The 19,952-nt window shown below is 73.8% G+C and carries 1 protein-coding gene (running past one end of the window); it reads left to right on the top strand.

What is annotated here, in order from left to right; genetic code table 11:
• On the top strand, positions 1-19,952 hold the 3' portion of the coding sequence (locus tag DFR74_RS20945) for a toxin glutamine deamidase domain-containing protein (RefSeq protein ID WP_113975220.1). It extends 19,645 nt beyond the left edge of the window; 19,952 of the gene's 39,597 nt are visible here — the last part of the coding sequence; its start codon lies off the left edge, out of view; it ends in the stop codon at positions 19,950-19,952.

The raw sequence follows: 19,952 nt of genomic DNA, 5'->3' as shown, positions 1-19,952 counted from the left end.
TTGGCTCATACCGGCCGACGTGGGGGGACGAGATCGACGGCCCGATCGGGCGGACGTATCTCGACCGCGACCCGAACGCACCGGACCTGGACGGGATTCCCGGTTTGCCCGGCGACGCAGGTCTCGCCCGGGATCGGCCCCACCCCTGGTCCGGCGACGCCCGTTCCGATGACCGCGCCGCACCGGGCGAGGACGTCGATGCCGACGCCGTCGATGCCGGCGCCGGCGAGGAAGCGCCGCCACGCGACGAAGTGTCGACCGATGACGGCGATGGCGCACCGCCGAGCGAGGGCGAGCCGGATGATCCCGACGGCCGCGCCGGCATGCTGCTGCCCCGCGAGCGGCCGTCGGGTGGCCCGTCCGGCGACGAGACGACCGAGGGAGGTTCCGATGACGGAAGAGGCGGGCCCACTGACAACGCCCGATCAGGTGACCCGGCTGCTGGCCCGGCTGACCGGTCCCGGCACCACCTTCCGGGTAGGCCGGATCGAGGCGGGCTGGCTGTGCCAGCCCGTCCCGGGAACGCAGCAGCGGGCGGACGGCCGCTGCACGGGGATGGCGAGCTTGGTGGCGGACGCGGAGACGGGCGAGGTGTTCCTGTATCCGAGCTGGCCGGGGCCGATGGTGGCGCAGGACTTCACCGAGGCGAAGCGGCTGGGCAGACCGCCCTCGGCGCGCAGAATCCACCCCCCGACGATCCGGGTCGAGCTGACGCGGACCGCGCAGACCGGCGAGACTATCGACTACCTGCTGACGGTGCGGGATCTGCGGACCGGCATCGAACGGGAACTGCCCCTGTCGATCGACACCGCGACCCGGACCTATCGGCCGACGGAAACGGCGGCGACGCAGTCGGTTTCGTGGATCCTGTGGCACCGCGATCGGACGGAGACCTGGCCGGAGCGGGGGACCGTGGCGTACTGAGCGCCGACGCGCCCCACGCCGCCGAACGGGCGGCACGGTATCTGGCGCAACGACACGGACTCGAGACCTCGGGTTTCGACGACCCCGCGGTGGACCCCGGGACCGCCGTCGAGTTGGCACGCGCGGTCGACGAGATCCTGACCCGCTTCCCTTCGGTGGACCTGCGCGAGGTGCGCATCGACGAACTGCCCGATGACGGTTGGCTGGGTGCCGCGGACAACCGGGTGGACGCCGACGGTCGGGTCCACACCGAGGCGATCGTGCTGAACCGGACCTACGCGGTCGATCCGGCCTTGTCGCAGGAGGTCATGGCCGCTCGGGAACGCACGGGGTACTTCCCCGAGGGGTCGGCGGCGAACCCGGCGCGCGCTGTGATGCTGCACGAGCTGGGCCACGCGGTCTACGACGCCGGATTCGGCGGATCGATGGATCCGAAGCAGGCGCACAGCTTCGTCGTGTCCCGGCTGCTGGACCATTTCGCGTCCACCCGCGAGGTCGTCGACGACAACGGATTCCACCGGTGGATCGGTCAGCTGTGTGAACACAGCTTCGGTGACGGGCGCGGCGGAACGGACGCGGACCGGCGACCGGAGTCCCTTCATCCCGGGGAAGCCTTCGCGAATGCCTTCCTCGCGGTGGAGATCAACGGAGCGCGGGCGTCGGAACCGGCGCGCGTTCTCTACGACCTGCTGGTCGAGGCAGTCGAGCGCGCCTCGCCGCCGGAGCGGGATTCCGGTGCGCCCGACGGGCGTTCGACGCGTCGTGGCGCGGTACTCGGGCCGGCCGGCGGTGACCCCGACGGGGAATCGCTGCGCTTCCGGGACGCCGCCGCGGGCGGGGCGACCGCGCGGTTGCGCGACGTACTGAGGCGCAGCCCCGCCGGAACGTCGGCTCTGACTGTGCTGGAGCTCGGCTCGGTGCGGGCGCGCCTGGTCGACGCGGGCCCCGGTGGACACACCCGCGTGGATTGGGAGGCCGGAGAGATCGTGGTCCACGCGCACGATCGCGGTGATGTCGAGCGCGCGGCCGAGCTGGTTCGGGCCACCGAGCTGATCAGGAGCCTGCGCGGTTCCCGATTCGGCCTGGGCGAGGCGAGCCTCGAGATGATCCGGGCGCAGGGGCGCGACGAGTTCCCGGACCGGATGGCGCACGCGGAGGCGGTGGCGTTCGGGCGGATGGCGGAGTTCCTGCGCGATATGGATCGGGCGGGGTACACGATCGGGGAAGAAGCGCTCGGCGAGGGTACGGATCGCTCCTACCGGCGGGCACTGTCCGAGCAGTACTTCGCTGTCTTCGATCGCGCGCTGGAAGCGGAGCGTTCCGGGCCGGACCCGGATCCGGGCCGGACTCTTCTCGACGCGCGGGCGGCCGGCGCCGACGCTGTGCTGCGTGGCGGATTGTTCGACGATCACCTGGCGGCCGGATGGGTGGGCGCGCCGGGACGTGAGGGGTACGCCGCGCTATGGGAGCGCGCGCGGGCGGTGGCCGACGAAACGCCGCCTGCCGCTGACAGCGAACAGGACGCGATCGACCCGGCGGTCGTGCGGGTTCTCTCCGCGACCGACCGGTCCACACTGGCGAGACAGTTCGCCGACGATCGATGGGCCGATCGCCGACAGCGCAAGGAACTGGCCGCCTGGGCCGTCGACGTGCTCGCCCGGCACGAGGTCGAGATCCGGTTCCGATCGGACTCCGACGCCGCGATCGAACGTCGTCGCGCCGGGACCCGCGACCGGCTAGGCGCGGACGCCGGCTATGACGCCGTCTCAGGCCGGTTGACATTGCCTGCGGACCTCCCGCCCGAACAGATCCGCGGTGAGGTGATTCGCGCGGCGGTCACGGCCGAGGCCGCCGGCCGGATCGACCGATTCGCGATGCTGCGTGACGAGTACGTGGACGCGATGCTGGACCGGACGGCGCACGGGTACGCGTTGATGGCCGAGGACGCGCGCCGCGTCGCCGCGGGCACGCTCGACGGTGACCGCGACGTCGTCGAGGATCCGTCCGGAGCCGCTCTCGACTACCTCTACCGGCGGACATACCGGTGGGCGCTCGAGACCGCCGCGCGCGCTTTCCCGGACGCGGGCGATGCGATCCGGCGCTCGCTGCGGGGAGCGGCGTTCCGCGCGGGCGTGCGGGCGGTGCGCGCGCATCTGGATTCGGTGGGCCCTTTGGTCGGCGGGCGGAGCCTGAGCGAGGTGTTCCGGGCCGAATGGGATCGCGCGCACGGCGTCTCCCCGGAGCGCCCGGCCGCGGTGCCCGATCGGGCGCGGCTACCGCGCCACGGTGATCCAGTGCTGGACAACAGACCGGGCGCCCGGCGCAGATACGCGCGGTTGATGGCCGAGGAGGTCGCGGGCTTCACACAGGCGCGCCAGAGCGGCGTCGATGTGGTCATGGGTCCGGCCGAACGTGTCTACACCGACGCGCACGACAGGGCGTTGCGGAAGGCGGAGCGCGCCGCCGCGCGCGTCCGGGCCCCGGCGACCGCTCCCGACCCCGCAGCGGTAGCCCGGCGGGCCGGTCACCGGGCGCTGGAGCGATATCTCGCGAAAGTCGGTCGCGACGCCGCCGAGGTGGCCCTGGACGTGGTCCGCGCGGATGACCGTGAGCACACCGTCGAATGGGGCAATCCGGGATTCGGTCTACTCGAGGGAGCGGAAGGACCCGCACACTTGCCCGACGATGTGCACGCGTCACTGGCGCGGGCCGCGTTGGAGCGCGTCCGGGGCCGTAAGACGTGGCTGAGCGATCACGTGATCCGACGCGATGTCTTCGGTGTCCCCATGGTGCACATCGCCGCCGAGCGGGGCAGGCACACCGAGGTTTTCCAGGCGGTGTGGGAGCGGCATCCCGAACTGCGCTACGTGTGGTGGGATCAGTCCACCATGCTGGAGTGGCTCGAGGTCGGCGTGGGGGTCGCCGAGGAATCCGGCGCGGCGCGCGCCGACGTCACCGGGCCGTACCGCCGACCGCAGGCCGACGACATCGTCGCGCGGTTGGTGACCCGGTATCTGCACGGTCGCCGAACCGGCCGCATCGCCGACGACCTCGACACGTGGTTGACCAGTTCTGAGGCGGTCACCGATCCCGCGTCGGGGGAGGTCGCCATCGCGCCGCAGGTGCTGGACCGCGCCTTCGAGTCCGCGCGGGGCGAGTCCGCGGACCCGGCCGCCCCGCCTCCGGACCCGTTCACCCCGGAAGCGGTGTTGCTCGATCTGCTCGAGCAGCGCCGACCGCTGGTCCAACCGGGCCCCGGCGACGGATCGGGCAGGCGCGAGCCGGAATTCGAGATCGCGATCGTCAGCACCGCCACGGTGCACTTCCCGATCTGGGTCCAGCCGGATGCCTCGGGTCGGTGGCGGATACCCGAGCCGACGGCCGCGGGCACCGTGTCGGACGCGATCGCCCTGGCGATGCCGGGTTTGTCCGCGTCCTCCCGGCTCGAGTTGATCGGCATGGTCGAGCAGCGAGTGCGGAGCGGGCCGGACGGTCGCTCGCTGTCCGGCGCCGGAGACGACCCGGGCAGTGATCCGGACAGCTGGGAATGGGATCTGCCTTGGGAGAACAGGCATCCCGAACTCACGGGAGCCGGCGCGGGCGGCGGCGTCCCGCCGGGCGGGAAACTCCCGACGCCGGCCGCCGAACCGCCGGATGACGGCGCGCCGGCTTCCGCTGGTCCGCCGGACCCGGACGCCGCCGATGGTGGCGCGCGACGGTGGCCGGCGTCCGTCGCCGACGCCGGAGGTGCCGACGTCGGTACTGGGATCGAGGGCGGCGTCGGCCACCCGGCCTCGAGGCACGGGACCGCCCGTGAGCCGGGCGGGCCGCCGGCGGATTCGCGGCCCGCGGATCCGGAGCGGGCGCCGGCTACCGGCGAGCGCGCCGGCGGTGGTGAGGTCGCGGGCGATGCCGGGCGGCCCGGCCTCGGCGCCCGGCCCGAGGACGACCGCGCGTGGTCCGGCGCGTTCGCCGAACGGATGCGTGTCGAGCAGGCCGAGTGGGAAGCGCGAATGGCGGCGGACCGAGCGGCCTGGCTGCGTGCGCTCGCCGACTCCGCGCCCGATGATCCGTGGGCGGCGCTGCGGGCCGAGCAGGGCGAGTGGTCGGCGCGTATGGCGGCCGATCGGGCGGAATGGCTGCGCCGCGTCCTGATCGGACCGTCGGTGTCGGATATCGCGCCCGATCTCGGTGAACCGGGCGCGGCGGTGGAGCGGACCGCCGCCGAGCCGGTCGCGGAGCGGGCGGATGAACCGGTCGCCGAGCATGCGGCCGTGCCAGCCGCCGAACCCGCGGCGATTCTCGACTCCGGCGGGAACGAGGCGGTCGCTGCGCCGGATTGGACGCGGCTACCGCTGCCGGAGATCATCACGTTCCTGCGCGAGACGACGCCGCGCGAGTCGGTCGATCTCGGTCTCGCCGATGCCGACCGCGCGTTCCTGGACCGGTTGGCCGACGGGCTCGGCCTCGGTGAGCGGCTCACCGGCCATCCGGACCCGCTCGGCGCGCTCGCCGCGTTCGCCCGCGAGGTTGCCGACCGCGGCCTGCTCGACCCCGTCCACACGTCGAACGCTGGCGTCCCGGCCGAGCCCGCCGGGGTGCCGAATCTGCGCTCGCCCGGCGAGTTGGCGTCCGACCTGAGCGCCCGCCTCGGGCTCGACGCCGGTGCGCTGGTACCCGGCGCGCTGGCGGAGACCGTCGCCGCCGAGCAGTTCCGCGCGCTGGTGCGCGCCGCCACCGTGGCCGCCCTCGGCGAGGCGGTCGTGCTCCGCGACGCCGCCACCGCCGACGATCGCGACACGGTCGCGCCCGGTGCGCATGTCCGTGCGCAGGACACGGTGCTGTCGTGGGCCGCGCGACTCGGCGTGACCGCGGAGGAGGTGAGTACGGCCGCGGCCGCGGCGACCATCGAACGGTTGCGCGCCGATGTGCTGGCCAGGGTCGCCGACATCACCGATCTCGCGGACGCGGTGCTGGCCGGTGTGCGTGGTGAAGCGGGCCGGCACACCGTCGATCTAGGCGGTGAACGCGTCCCGGTACGGCTGGTCGATGACGGCCGAGGCGGCTGGCGCGCCGAACCCGCGCCGTTGCTGCGACCCACGCCTCTCGTCCCCGAGCCCGGCACGATCGTCCCGGCGCGCCGCTCGATGCTGCGCCGGGTCTGGGAAGCGCTGCGCACGGGTTTCGGCGCCCCGCACCGGGATTCCGCAGCGGAGGCGGGGGCGCCTGAAGCCGGTGACGGCGTCGCCAGATGGCGGGCGCGTGAGCACACGTCGCTGTGGTCGCGGCTGACCGCGCGGACTCCGGCCGAGGCCGGTGACCCGGCGCCGATGATCGGCCTGGACGGCAACGAGTACGCACCGTGGATCGACGAGGCGGACGCGCGCTACCTGCGCGAGATCCGCGCGGAGCTGGCCGCGGCGGGCCTGGACGGCGGCGCGCCGCCGGTGCGGATCGACACGGTGGGTACGGCACCGGAGTTCCCGGTCGGCGCCGGTCCGGCGGCGGAGCGCGGCACCGGGATGTCGACCATCGAGGGCCGCGCGGGCGATCTTCCGCCATGGGCCGAGGAGATGGCGCGTGACCTGCGGGAACGCGCCGCGGTCGCCGACAGCCTGCGCGCCGCGGCGGCCGGGCTGGGGCTTCGCCTGCCGGAGGTGACGCCCGGCTCTCTGCGCCGGGTGGTCTCCGATGCGCACTACACCCGGGCGCGGCGCGCGGGTGCCATCGAAGCGCTGGCGGACTCCGTGCTCCGCTACGAGGCGGCGGATGCCGAACAGCCGTACCCACGTGGCACTGCCGAGCGCGATCGCGGCCTGGACCCGGACCTCGCGGCGCAGCGGGAACGGATCCGCCAGGAGCGCTCCCTCTGGGCGCGGATGCTCGGCGTCGACCTCGCCGATCTGCGTCCGGGACGGTGGGACGCCACCCTGGCGGCACTGCGCGGTGAGCATGCGCGGCGGGGCGATCTCCTCGATCATCTCGAGCTGATGGCCGGACGATTCGCCGCGCGTCACGCCGTCGATGCGGTGCACATTCTGCCGGGTGACCCTGGTCGTTTGCTGGTGGTCGGCGAGCCCGGTCACCACGAGGCAACGCTGGCGCGGGCACTGGCCGATGACGCCGGCCTGGCGGGTGAGCTCGAGCGCGGCGAGCGCGTCGTCGAGTTCCACGCCGGGCTGTTCGACGGCGGCATCGTCCACATCGTGGAACTCGACGCACCCGACGTCCGCCACGTTCGCGCGGAGGTGGACGGCCGCCCCGCCGTGCTCACGCTGGTTCGTGACGCCGACGGTCCCTGGCGCGTCGTCCGTGATCCGGAAGGCGAAGCCGTGGACGGGGAGCCCGGCGGGGCCGCGGTGCCGACGACAGCTGCGGCGCGCGAGGTCGCCGAACCGGTGCGCGCGGCGCGGGGCGTCCCCGGACCGGCACCGCTTCTCGCGGCGGAACGCGCCGAGACCGCGCGCCGCCTCGGCGTCGACGAGGCGCGCACCCGCACACCCGAAGGACTCGCCGATCTGTGGCAGGACGAGGTGCTGCGGGCATTGCGGGTCGAAGCTCTGGTCGACTACCTGCGCACCGCCGACGCCATCGATCGATACTCCGCCCTGGACACCGCGGCGGACCGGCTGGCCGCCGGAGCCGGCCTCAGCCGCGATGAGCTGACGCCCGAGGCGTTCGCCGAGGCGGTGGTCGCCCCCGGCACACGCGGTGCGGCGCGGGCGCGGTTGCTGCGCGACCTGACCGAGTACGCGCGGGCCGTGCGCGATATCGACCGCGACGCGGTCGAGGCCGCGTCGAGGCAGCTCGCACACGATATAGGGATACCCGTCGAGCGCCCGCGCGCCCGCGGACACGCCGCCGATCCGCGACAGCCGACACTCGACCCGAGCGGCGTGGACGCCGCCGCGTTGCGCGCGGCCTTGCGGCCGCTGCTGCGGGCATCCGCCGATCGCGCCGCGGCTGCCGATGCGCTCACCCGCTATCTGCGCGCGCTCGGCGCGGTGGACCCGTTCACCGAGGGGCTGCGCCGCGCGCCGGGGGCCGACCCGCGCGTCGCCGACGGCGAACTGCCTGTGCACGACCAGGGCGCGCGGGCCTACCTGGACGAACTGTCCGGCGGCATCGGTCATTTCGCGCCCGTCGAATCGGATCGGGCCACACCGCCGCGACTTCCGGACGCCGACTTCGTCCGGCTGCTCGATGTTCGCGGCGTCCAGGCCGCTCTCGGTCATCCACCCGCCCCGGCGGTGGCCTCACCCGGCGACGGCGTCGACATTCAGAGGCTGGCCGAGGTCCACGCCGAACTGCGCACCGAGATCCGCCAGCGTGTCGCCGATATCCGCCGGCTCGCCGACGGGATCGCGGACCAGAACGCCACGGAGACCGAAAGGACGGAACCCGCGGCCGTGCGGCCGGACCCGCCGCCGTCGAGCACGATCGCGGCGGATACACACCGCCCGGCGCGGGAACGAGGGCCCGCTGACCGCTTCGGCGGGGACACCGCCGCCGGCCCGACCACCGAGACCACCGCGATCTACCCGCCGGGCTTCGCCGGGCCGGTCGCGTCCCGTGCCGCCGAGATCGAGCCCGGCTCGCGCCCGGAGGCCGGCGCGATGCCGGCGGAGGCAACCGAACTGCCCCCCGAGACTGTCCGGATGCCCGCGGACGGCGGCGCGGGCGAACCGCCAGGCCCACCGCGCCCCGCGGCGCCCGGCTCGGATGATCCGGACGGCAGCGGCTCCGGCACCACCGATGTGGTGTCCGGCCCGTATCGCGCCGAAGCCACGGCGCCCGAGGCACGTCCGGACCGCGTCGAGTACGACGCGCTGGTGGCCGAACGGCGCGACCTGACCAGGGAACGCGAGTTCATTCGCGCCAAGGCGGACGACCGTGCCGGGAACCTCGGGTTGGCCGACCCCACCGCCTGGGTCACCCTCGACCCCGAGCAGCGGCAGCGTTCGATCCTGGACCTCGACGCGCGTAGCCGGGTCGATGTGGTCGACATCGAGGGCGGTATGGAGGAGGCGTCCCGCCGGGTCGAGCAGGCGGTGGAGCCGGCCGAGTGGCAGCGCCGCAGGCTGATCATCGAAAAGCTGGTCGCCGACGCCGGACAGTTCGACGTGCTCGCCGCGCGCATCGACGAGCTGGATCGCCGGATCGCCGAGCTGGAGGCGGCCGGCGTCGCCCCGGATCGCCCCGCGCTGCGCGAGCTGGCGGCGGAACTGGATCGGCTGGCCCGCGACCGCGCCGAAGTTCTGCGCCGTATCAAACCGCGCCGGGAGATGCGCGACGATCTGGCGGTGCGGCTCGGGATCGTCGACGCCGACGGCAGTGCCGACACCGCCGCGCTCGAGCCCGGGCGGCTCGAACGCGTGGTTCGCCGGTTGCGTGGCCAGGTGCAATACGACGTGTTGCGCGGCGCCATCGATGCCGCCGCGGCCCGAGCCCGTCGCGCTGCGATCGACGCGCTGGCCGAGGCGGGCGACGATGTCAACCGGGCGCACAACCTCGCGGGCCGCCTCCAGGACGAGATGGCGCGGATCACCGGACTGTGGGAGCGGTTCGTCGCCGCGGAGGGCGGCGAGATGATCGCCCTCGGCGTCGGTTTCGTGGACGGTGACCGCCCCCGGCTGGTGGTCTTCGCCGGACGCGACGAGCACGGCGCTGGGCCGCGCTCCGCCCTCGATCGCACGCTAGAGGCCGCTCTGCGCGGCAACGAGCGGGTCGTGCGGCTGCTGCTGCGGGAGGACGTGACAATCGAGCTGCGCCGGGTGCTCGCCGACCGCGAGGGGCTGGTGCGGGTGCTGGACGCCGGCGAGGTCGAGGTGCGCAGGATGCGGACTCCGTGGCACAACGCCAGCCGATTCGACCTCACCTTGTGGCGCGATGGCTCCGGCACCTGGCAGGCGTTCGATGAGACCCGGCCGAGCTGGCAGCTCGGCCGCGACACCGGCACCGTGCCGAAGAAGTTCACGCCCAAGGACCCGCCGGACGGGGTGAGCGGCTGGGCGATGGAAGACGTCGTCAACGACATCACGCTGCCCACCGATGACGTGCCGCCCGGCATGATCCCGGAGAGCACCCTTCCGGTGAACGCGCCCATGGCGCCGTCGCAGTACAACCCCATGGGCCTCGACGAGGATCAGATCTACGCCCAGCACTGGGGCGCGGATTCCTACAACGTGGTCCGGCTGATCCTCATGCTCGCCCAGGCCCCGTCCCATCCGGCGGTGCGGCGCTGGGTGCAGTCGCATCCCGCCATCGGGGAGTGGGTGAAGTCCAAACCGTGGCTGCGCCGCATTCCGCCGTTCGGCACGTTCCTGCGCAACTTCCCGTGGACCGCGCCACCGGAGCGCAACATCCAGCCGCTGCACCGGCCGTGGACGCCCGCCGAGCACGCGCCGCCGCACCTGCGGCCGCGCATCCCGGAGTCGTTGCGGCGTTCCTGGGACGACGACGTGGCGAGATGGCAGCAGGTCCAGCGGTGGGCCGCCGAGCGTTACGAGGAATTCCTCGCCAGCGACGCCGACGTGTACGCGATCTACGCCGAACTCGGGCGGCACCGCCTCGACACCCAGCTCGCCGCCGCGAACGAGGTGGTGGACGCGGTGCGCACCCAGCTGGTCCGGTCGCATCGCGGCATCGACCCGCTCGGTGACATCGACGCCCAGATGCGAGCCGTGCGCGAGGAGATCGAGCGCGTGGCGCGCGCGCTGGCTCCGCGCTTCGCCACCGGTGACATCGAGACCGTCACCGAGACCGTCGCCGATATCCGGGAACTGCTGTCCGACGGGGTGCGCCCGGAGCTGATCGCCGAGATGCTGGCCGAGTCCATGCGGCACGACGTCACCGAGTTCGGCATGGACGATCTGCGCCGCATCAAGCGGCACCTGATGGAGGACGAGCATCGCGTGCGCGACTACGCGGACCCGGCCGGCTCCATCGTCTACCGGCGCGCGGACGCCGTGGCCGATGTCGCGGAGGCGTGGTCGCGTCTCGTCGCGGGCCGGCCGGTGCGACAGGACCTGGTGCTGCTGCGGGACGCGCACGCGGAGGCGCGATTCCTCGACGAGAATCCCACCGCGACGTGGCAGGACGCGAACGCGCACGCCGTCGCCCTCGGCCACCATTGGGACGCGGACCGGCCACCGCTCACCGGCGACCGCGCGGGCGTGCCCTACGCCCCGGCCCCGGTTCCGCCGAACCCCGCCTACCAGCGCCCGGATCGGGGCGGTCGCGCGGTGGAGACCGTCATGACCGAGGACGCCGCTGTGGAGCCACCACGCGCCGAGCCTCCCAGGCTGGAGCAGGCACGATCGGAGCCGGACGCGCTGGCGCCCTTGCTCACCGAGCGCGAGGCCGAACCGACGCCCGAGTCTTCCGGCGTGGCGAACGAGCGGGATGCGCACGCGCCCGGCCCGGACGGTGAGCCGACCCGCTCGCGTGACCCTTTGGCGGACGGTGAATCTGGTTCGGAAGGCGAGGTGTCGAGCCACGACGCCGATCCCGCCGCTGGTATCGAGGCCGCGGCGCGCCCCGATCCGGGCGCTTTCGACGAGCGCCTGGCCGCGCTCGCCGACCGTGTCGACAGCGAACTCGACGCGCTGCACCGCGGTGTGCTCGACCGGCTCGACGAAATCCAATCCCACGCGGAACAACGTCTGGCGGAGATCGCCGAGCCTCGGGCGAACACCTCGCCACCGCCCGCCCGCATCGCCCCTCCGGCCGCCGAGAGCGAATCCCACGGTGAGCCGACCTCTTCCGACGGCGGCTGGGAGGCGCTGGCCGATCGTGTGGACGGTGAGCTCGATGCGTTGCATCGGAGTTGGCTGGATCGGCTCGAGGAGATCCAGGCCGAGGCCGACCGGCGGTTGGCCGCGATCACCGAGCCACCGGACGTCGCCCCGGCGCTCGGCAGTTCCGGTGACCGAGCCGGTATCGATGATCGGGACACCCCTGCCGTGCCGCCGAGCGGGCCTCCCGTGGATTCACCGCGCGGGCCGTCGAGCGCGGCGGTCGAACCCTCGGACACCGCGCCCGGCCGCGCCGATGACGTCTCCGCGACGACGTCCAACGAGCCCGGGTCCGCGACCGCGCGCCCGGGATCAGGCCCGTCGAATTCCGTGGCCGGCAACCGGCGCGCCGACGCGGACAACCCCGCCGACCCGGACGATCCCGGCTCGGAAGGCGGCACACCGGCGGCTCCGCCGTCCGGCCCTCCGTCGGATCCGCCGCGCGGACCCGCATCCGGTGCGCTCGAACCACCGGAGGGTGGCGCGAACGAACCGAGCCGGTCCGCCGGCGACTCGCACCAAGGCCCCGGCACCGCACCGCCTCGTTCCTCGGATTCGTTGTCCGGCGACGGTTCCGGGCCGGCACGCGAGGCGCGGCCTCGCGGCCTGTCCGAGTGGCTGCGCGCCGAGCGGGATCGGCGCCGCTCCCTGCGCGAATGGCTGGACGACGCGCGCAGGCAAGCGCCAGCCGAGTGGCAGTGGATTCGCGCGGCACTGTTCGACGGCGGCCGTACGCACGCCAAGCACCCGTCGGGGTCCAGCCTGGACAGCTACGGGCAGACGGTGGTGTTCGACGGGTTCGATCAGCACGTCCTCGGCGGCCAGCCGAACGACGACCAGAGCGTCAACCTGGCCCGGATCCTGTCGGAGACCCAGAAGCTGTTCGCGGACCGGGCCCGGCTGGCCGAATTCATGAAGATCGCGATCGGCATCTTCCCGAACCACCCGGAGCGGTTCCGCCCGCCGGTCGACGACACCGGCGCTCTCGACGACTATTGGAATCATCAGGCCGACCCCGAGCTGCTGGGCCGGCTCGACCTGCCCGCGGCGCTCGCCGACCGCATCGCCGAGCGCATCGGCGTTCGCGACCGCGTGGTCGAGCGCGCGGTCGCGCGGGTCGAGCGTCCGGTGCGCGAACTCACCGCGCGCGACCCGGATCTGAACGCCGCGGTCGAGCGCATCCGCCGTGCGGACGACACCGATATCGCCGAAATCGAACCGCACCTGCTGCGCGTCGTGCTCGCCGAGCTGGCGCGCGCCCTCGACGCCGAGGCCGCGGTGCTCGACCGGGCCGGCGATGCCGAGGTGCGCTACCAGCCCGCCGACATGATCCGGGCCGAGCTGGCCGACGGGTCGGCGCGGCTGCGGGAAGCCACGGCGAACCACCGTCGTGAGGTCGACGAGCTGACCCGCGCGGCGGCCCCGCTCGGTGTCGACGCCGCGTCCGCCGACCGCGACCCGCGCGCGCTGGTGGCCGAGGCCGAACACCGGAATCTGTTGCGCGCCGGGGCGATCGAAGCGCTCGCCGACGCCGCCGCCAGGGCCGCCGAGCTGCGCGTGCCCGCGGGTGCCGAGGTGGACGTGCTGGACCGTGACGCGGGGCGGCGCCTCGTCGACGACTATCGCGACGGGCACGGCGGGTACCTCAGCCGCCTGATCGCGAACTGGTCGGGTGTGAACAACGGCGCGCAGCCGGGGTGGGCACGCAGCGCGCTGGAACCGATCTGGCAGGCGGCGGCGGTGGAACGCGGCCTGGTCACCGCCGAGCTCGCCCAGTGGGCCGATGTGCTGGACGTCCCGATGGACGCGTTGACGGCCGAGCGGCTACCGGAAACGCTGGCGAACCTGCGCGCGGACCTGGCCGGCCGCGTTCGCGTCGCGGAGGAACTGCCCGGGCTCGCCGACCGCGCGCGGCGGGCTCGCAGCGAAGCCGACGACCTGGCCGACCGGCTGATGTTCGACGCGGTCGGCGTGATCGTGCGCGCCGAGCGTGGCTTCTGGCTGTCTCCCGCGGTCGCGGTGTTCGACGGGGACGGCCCGCGGCGGATGACACTGTTCGGCAGACACGGAACCCACGACCGGGCCTTGACGGAGCTGCTGGCGGATCAGCCCGATCTCGGCGCCGCGGTGGAGCGCGGCGAGGTCGTGGTCGAGTATCGGGCGATCCGGGTGGACCCGGACGGCACGGTGTTCGCCGGCGAACTGTCCGCGCCGCGCTTGCGCCCTACGCGCGACGGCTGGCACGTCGAGGGCTATCCGCCACCGGCCGAATCGGATTCGGAACCCTCGCCCGCCCAGGTCGGCGGTGCCGGCGAGGCCGATCCGGTCGCCGCGGCCCGCCGCCTCGGCATCCCGGAGGAGCTGATCGGCAGCGGCCGCGCCGACGAGATCGTCGCGGCGTTGCGCTACGAGAACGCGCTGCGGGCGGCCAAAGCCGAGGCCGCCGCCGACTACGCCCGCATGCTCGCCCGCCACGCGACGTTCGCCTGGGCGAACGAGAACGACGCGATTCCCGCGCGGTCTATCCCGTCTCCGGCGGCGGTTCCGCTCTCCGATCGCGACGCCGCGATTCGGGCACTCGGCGGGGTCGCGGGACAGACCGACCTGTACGCGGGCCCGGACCGATTCCCGGCGCCGCCGATCCTCCCGCCGGACCGCACCGCCGTCCACGTCCGCGACATCGAGCGGCTGCTCGGCGCGCCGCCGCCCGCACTCGGCTCCGGCGACCGGACCGCGGTGCGCGGCGAACTGGAGCGGGCGATCGACCGGCGCATACGGGAACTGCGCGCGTACGCGGTGCCGGGGCGGGTGGACGACGCCGCGGAACTCCCCGCCGGCGCCGTGCGCGGCGCGCTGGCACGGGTCGGCGAAACCGCGCGGATGGACGCGACACTGCGGCGGCTGGAAGCCGCGCTGGCCGCCGCGAATCGCGACCCGAGCGTCGACGTGGACCTGAAACGCGCACGGCAGCGGACGGCGCTGTCGGAGGCGGAGATCGAGTCCATCCGCACCTGGATCGACGCCGAGGCAGCCCACCGGGAGGCGATCGCGGCGGCTTTCGGTTCCGACCGCGGCGCGGGGCCTGCCGCCCGCGTCGGCCGGCTGTTCGCGCAGCGCCTGCTCGCCGATGCCGAGCGCTGGCGGGCGCTGGACGCGGAATTGGCGACGGGCGATCTGGAGCGGATCCGCACCGCGCTCGGCGCCGAAATCGACTTCCGCACCGGCGAACTGCACGAACTCGGGCAGTTCAGCGGCGAGTGGACCGGCGCCGACGGCGAACCCCGCACACCGGAGCTGGTGCGCGCCGAGATCGAGCGGCTGCGCCGGTTGATCGACGTGCTCGACCTCCCCGAGTTCCCGAAGGTCGACGGCAGTGCGGTCGGTGCGGCGGCGAAGGCCGAACTCGCCGCGCTGCGCGCCGAAGGCGAGCCGCCGGTCGAGCGGGTCCGCGCCGAGATCGAGCGGGTCCGCCGTCGCCTCGCGGTGTTCGCGGGCAGCGACCGGCGGCCGGTGCCGGAATCGGCGCTCGTCGAGCTGCGCGCCGATCTGGCCGCACGGGAACGCGACGCCGCGGGGGAACCCGAACCCCCCGATTCGCCGGTCGGCAGACGCCGGGCATGGCTCGCGCTCATCGACAGCGACGTGGCGACGCCGTCCGGCAAGACCGTCGAAGCCGCGATCGCCGCCGTGCGTGCCGAGATCGCCCGCGCGGAAGCCGAATTCGCCGTGTTGTCGGCGGGATGGGAATCCGATGCCGAGGCCCGGCGCGCCGCCGTCGCCGCCGAGATCGAGTCGCTGCGCCCCTGGCTGGCCGCGTTGGAGAGCCGCGCGCCGCGCCCTGGCGAGCGACAGCTGGACGCGGCCGTGGACCATTTGCTCGAGCGCATCCTGCGGGCCGAGAACGACCGGCTCACGCTGCGCCCCGGCGCGGAGATCGTGGACGCCACCGGGGCGCCGGTCCCGCTCGCGCGGTTCGACGCCGATCTGCGCGCGCAAGAGGAGCTGGCCGAGGTGGTCCGGCAGCTCCTGTCGACGCCGGTGACCGCCGCGTCCCAGCCCGTGCCGCCCGCTCACGTCATCGATGCGCTGCGCGCCGACATCACCGCCCGCGCGAGCGAACTGGCGGCCCGTTCCGGCAGCGACGAACTCGACGGCGGCGACGGCACGGCGGAACGTGGCCTGCGCGAGCGCCTGCGCGCTGACCGCACGCTGCTGGCACTGCTGGAGAGTTCGGTCCGGCTCACCGACGCCGAGCGCCGCGCGGCCGCCGACGAGCTCATCGCCGACCTCACCGAGCGTACGCAGGCGCCGGTCACCGCCGCGCTGGCCGAGATCCGCGCTGAAATCGACCGGTGCCGCGCCGATCTCGACGCGGTGGCCCGTGGTTTCCCGAGGCTGGCGCCGACCGGCGCCGACAGCCTCGCCGATACACGCACCGAACGGATGATTCCGCGCGATGCCCGCGCGGAATCGCCGGAGGGTGCCCACGCCGCCGAGCCGCCCGCGACTCCGGACCCGCTCGGCGGCGCGAGCGAGGGTGGAGGGAGCGTGGAGGCGGCCTCGGATGCGCCCTGGGATCACCCCGGCACGCTGCCGCTTGCCGGGGCGCCGGGTGCGGGCGGTGTTCCCGACGGTGCGGCGGGCGCGAACGAGAGTGGGATCTCGGCGGGTGATCTCCCGCCAGAGGTGCGCGAGCTGGAACGCCGATACGGCCTGGAGACAACGGGTTTCGACGACCACGCCTTGGACCCGCTGATCGTGCGGGAGTTCGTGCGCGTGGTCGCCGAAACGCTCGACCGCTTCCCCGACATCGATCCGCGCGCCGTGCGGATCGGAGAGTTGCCCGACAGCAGCTGGCTGGCGATGACGACCGTCCGCCTGGGTGCGGATGGAAGGCTCTACACCGACGCGATCACCCTGAGCCGTTCGTACGCCACGGATCTCGCGGGTCTCGGGATCGCGGTGGCCGGCCTGGTTTCGAACGGCCGCATGCCCGAGGGCGCCGAACGCGACCCGGTCCGTGCGGTGGCCGAGCACGAACTGGGCCATGCGCTGGACAACGCGGGCCTGGCGACGTGGCTCGATCCGGCGGCCGCCCAGCGGCGGCTGATCCTGCACCTGCTCGACCATTTCCGCGCCACCCGGCCGGATTTCGACCCGGACGCGTTCCACCGCTGGATGACCCAGCTGAGCGGGCAGGCGTTCGGCGGCGACGAAACCAAGCACCTGGCCTCGTTCGACCCGGCCGAGGCGTTGGCGGACGCGTACGTCACGGTGGAGCGTCTCGGTCGCGCCGCACCCGAACCCGCGCAGGTGCTGTACGAGCTACTGATCGACGGGCTGCGCGCGCCCGTCCGCCGCGATGGCACGTTCGACGGACCCGATACCGATCTGCCGCTCGAGGAGCACTCCCGGGGGCGGGGAGCACTGCCCGAGCCCTTCACGGCGAACCAGGCCGGTCGCGCCGAGCGGCGGCAGCCGGATGCCGGGCCACCCGAGTCCGCCTCCGGCCGGGAGGGCGGTTCGCCCACCTCGGTTACGCCGCCGGGCTCGTCCGCGGCGAACCCGGAGCCGGAGTCGTCGCGACCTCGCCGGGCGGATCTCGCGGTGCCGGAAGACAGCGGCGCGCGTCCGGCCGATGATGCGGCCCGGTTCGCCGGCGCGGAGGAACCGTTGCGCGCGCTCGGCCTGGATCCGCGCGCGTACGATCCGGAGACGCTGGCGGCGACGCACGCCGAACTGCGCTACCGCACCAGGGCGCGTGCCGGTGCCATCGAGGCGCTCGCCGCGCTCGCGCGACGTTATAACGATGCGGCGCGACAGGTTCCGGCTGACACCGCCACCATGGATCGGCTCTCGGCCGAGCGGAATGCATGGATGGACATCGTCGGGGTGTCCCCCGTGGAGCTGGCTCCCGACCAGCTCGCCGCGACGATCGAGCGATTGCGCGCCGAGACGGTGCGAGTGGCCGAGCGGCTGGACCAACTGTCCTCGGTCATCGGGGACTCGACGGGGCGGGCCGCGTCCGCCTACGCGCTGCCCGTGCGCGACTCCCTCGGCCTGCCCGCCGACGACCGGGCGGCGGCCGTCGAGCTCGCCCGGCGACTCGGCCCGGGCGAGCCGGCCGGCGGTGTCACGCCGACCGCCGACGCCGTCGCGGCGATGCGCCGCGACAACGCGACGCGCGCCGCGCAGGCCGCCGCGCTCGCCGACTACGCCCACCTGGTTGTCGACCGGACCGTCGCGGCATGGGCGGCGGGGCGGCAGTTCGCGCCCGGAACAGGCGTTCTGGCGGGTGGGCCGGCGCCCGTGCGCACACCGGAGATCTCGATCCCGTTCGTCGCGGCGGTGGGAGCGGACTCGGCGGCGCGTCCCGGCGCCGAAGGCAGCGTGTGGATCGCCGACCGGCACCGGATCCTTCGCGACGGCACGCTCACCGATCCGGCCGGATACGCCGCGCGGGAACGCGGCACCGTCACCGCTCTCCGTGCGCGTGTCGCCGAATCCGGCAGTGCGGACCCGGGCGTCGTGGTGCGGCTGCGCGAGGAGGTGGATCGCCGCCGCACGATGCTCGAGGTTTTCGCGGGCGGCGATCGTCCGGTCGTCCGGGAAGAACTGCTGGAGCGGTTGCGTGCGGATGTCGAACTCCGCACCGCCGAACTCGCCGCGGCCCGAGGCGGCGACGGTCGCGCACGCCCCGAATCGGTGATCGAGGCGGAGCTGGTTCGCCGGCGCGAGTGGCTCGGCATCGCCGAGGGCGTGACACCGGGTATGAACGGCGGTCGCGTGCACACCGCGATAGAACAGATTCGCGCCGAAATCATCACGCGCCAGGCACAATTGATCGCCGAGACGGCGCCCCCCGATGCACGGGCGGCCGAGCTGGACCGGTTGCGGAACTGGCTCGACGCCGTCCAGAGCCGGGCGCACCACCCGGACCCGGCTCGGCTGGAGGCGATTCACACGGCGCTCGCGGGCGAACAAGATCGGTTGCGCCGCGGCCTCGCCGCGGCGGCGTCCACCGACGTGAGCCGCTCCGATTCGGAGGCGGCGCGGCGGGCGCGGTCCGAGACCGCGCGCTTGGCGGTCGTCGCGGAGACGTTGCGCGCGGCGGCGGACGCGCCGATCGGCCACGAGCAAGAGCGGCTCGCCGAGGCCGCGCGCCTGCGCGCCGAAATCGACGGGCGCACCGAGGAATACGCCCGGCTCCGCATGGCGAACGCCGATGCGGACACGATGCGGCTACGCGGACTCGAGCTCGCCGCCCTGTACGCGACGGTCGAGCTGCGCGAAAGCCAGGCCCGCCTCGATTCCGGCCTCGTCCGCACCCTCCGCGAGGACATCCTCACCGGGATCGCCCACCACGCCCACACCGCCATCGACACCGCCTACGCGGGCGTACGTGACGAAATAGCCACGCGCGCCGCCGAAATCGACGTCTTCGAGTCGTTGTCGCCGGAGGGCGACGGGGACCAGTGGCGGACGCTCTCCGCGAGCGAGGTGGGCGAGCTGCTCATGCGCAGGCACGGTCTGGACGCGTGGGGCTTCGCGGATCCGGCGGTCGATGCCGACGTCGCCCGTGAGTTCGGCCGCACGGTCGACGATGTCCTGCGCCGCTATCCGGCCATCGACCTCGGCGGCGTCCACATCGACGCGATGCCGGCGAGTGAGAAGGCCGAGACCGGCCCGGCGATCGAGGTGGGCGGTCGCCGGTTCACCGAATACATCATGCTCAACCGGGCATACGCGATGGATGCCGACGGTCTGCGCGCGGTGCTGGCCGAAGAAGTGGCGTCCGGATTCCACACGCGCGCCTACGCGCGGCATCCGATCCGGGCGCTGATCAGCCACGAACTCGGCCATGCGCTCGCTCGAGCCGGCAGCCCTGTGCTGGGGCAGCTGACGCCCGGCGACGTCCTGGACACGTTGCGCGCCTTCCATCGTGGCGCGCATCCCGCCGGGGAGTTCCGAGACTGGCTGGTTCGGCTGAGCAGGTACAGCTTCGCGGGCGATCACGATCGGCGTCTGGAATCCTTCGATCCCGGTGAGGCGTTCGCCGACGCTTTCGCCGAGGTGGAGATGCTCGCGGCGGAAGCTTCCGAGCCGGCTCGGGTGCTGTACACGATACTGGTGACGTCGGCCGAGCACGCCACGGGGAGATCGGCGTCGGGCGGGTCGGAGCACCTTCGGGTGACCTTGCCCGAGGGGAGCGCCGCGTGGCTGGAGCGGTAG

Origin of the sequence: Nocardia puris (assembly GCF_003315035.1) — a bacterium.
Classification (GTDB): Bacteria; Actinomycetota; Actinomycetes; order Mycobacteriales; family Mycobacteriaceae; genus Nocardia; species Nocardia puris.
Note: the sequence above shows the minus strand (reverse complement) of the source record. Positions and strands in the feature narration are given on the sequence as shown.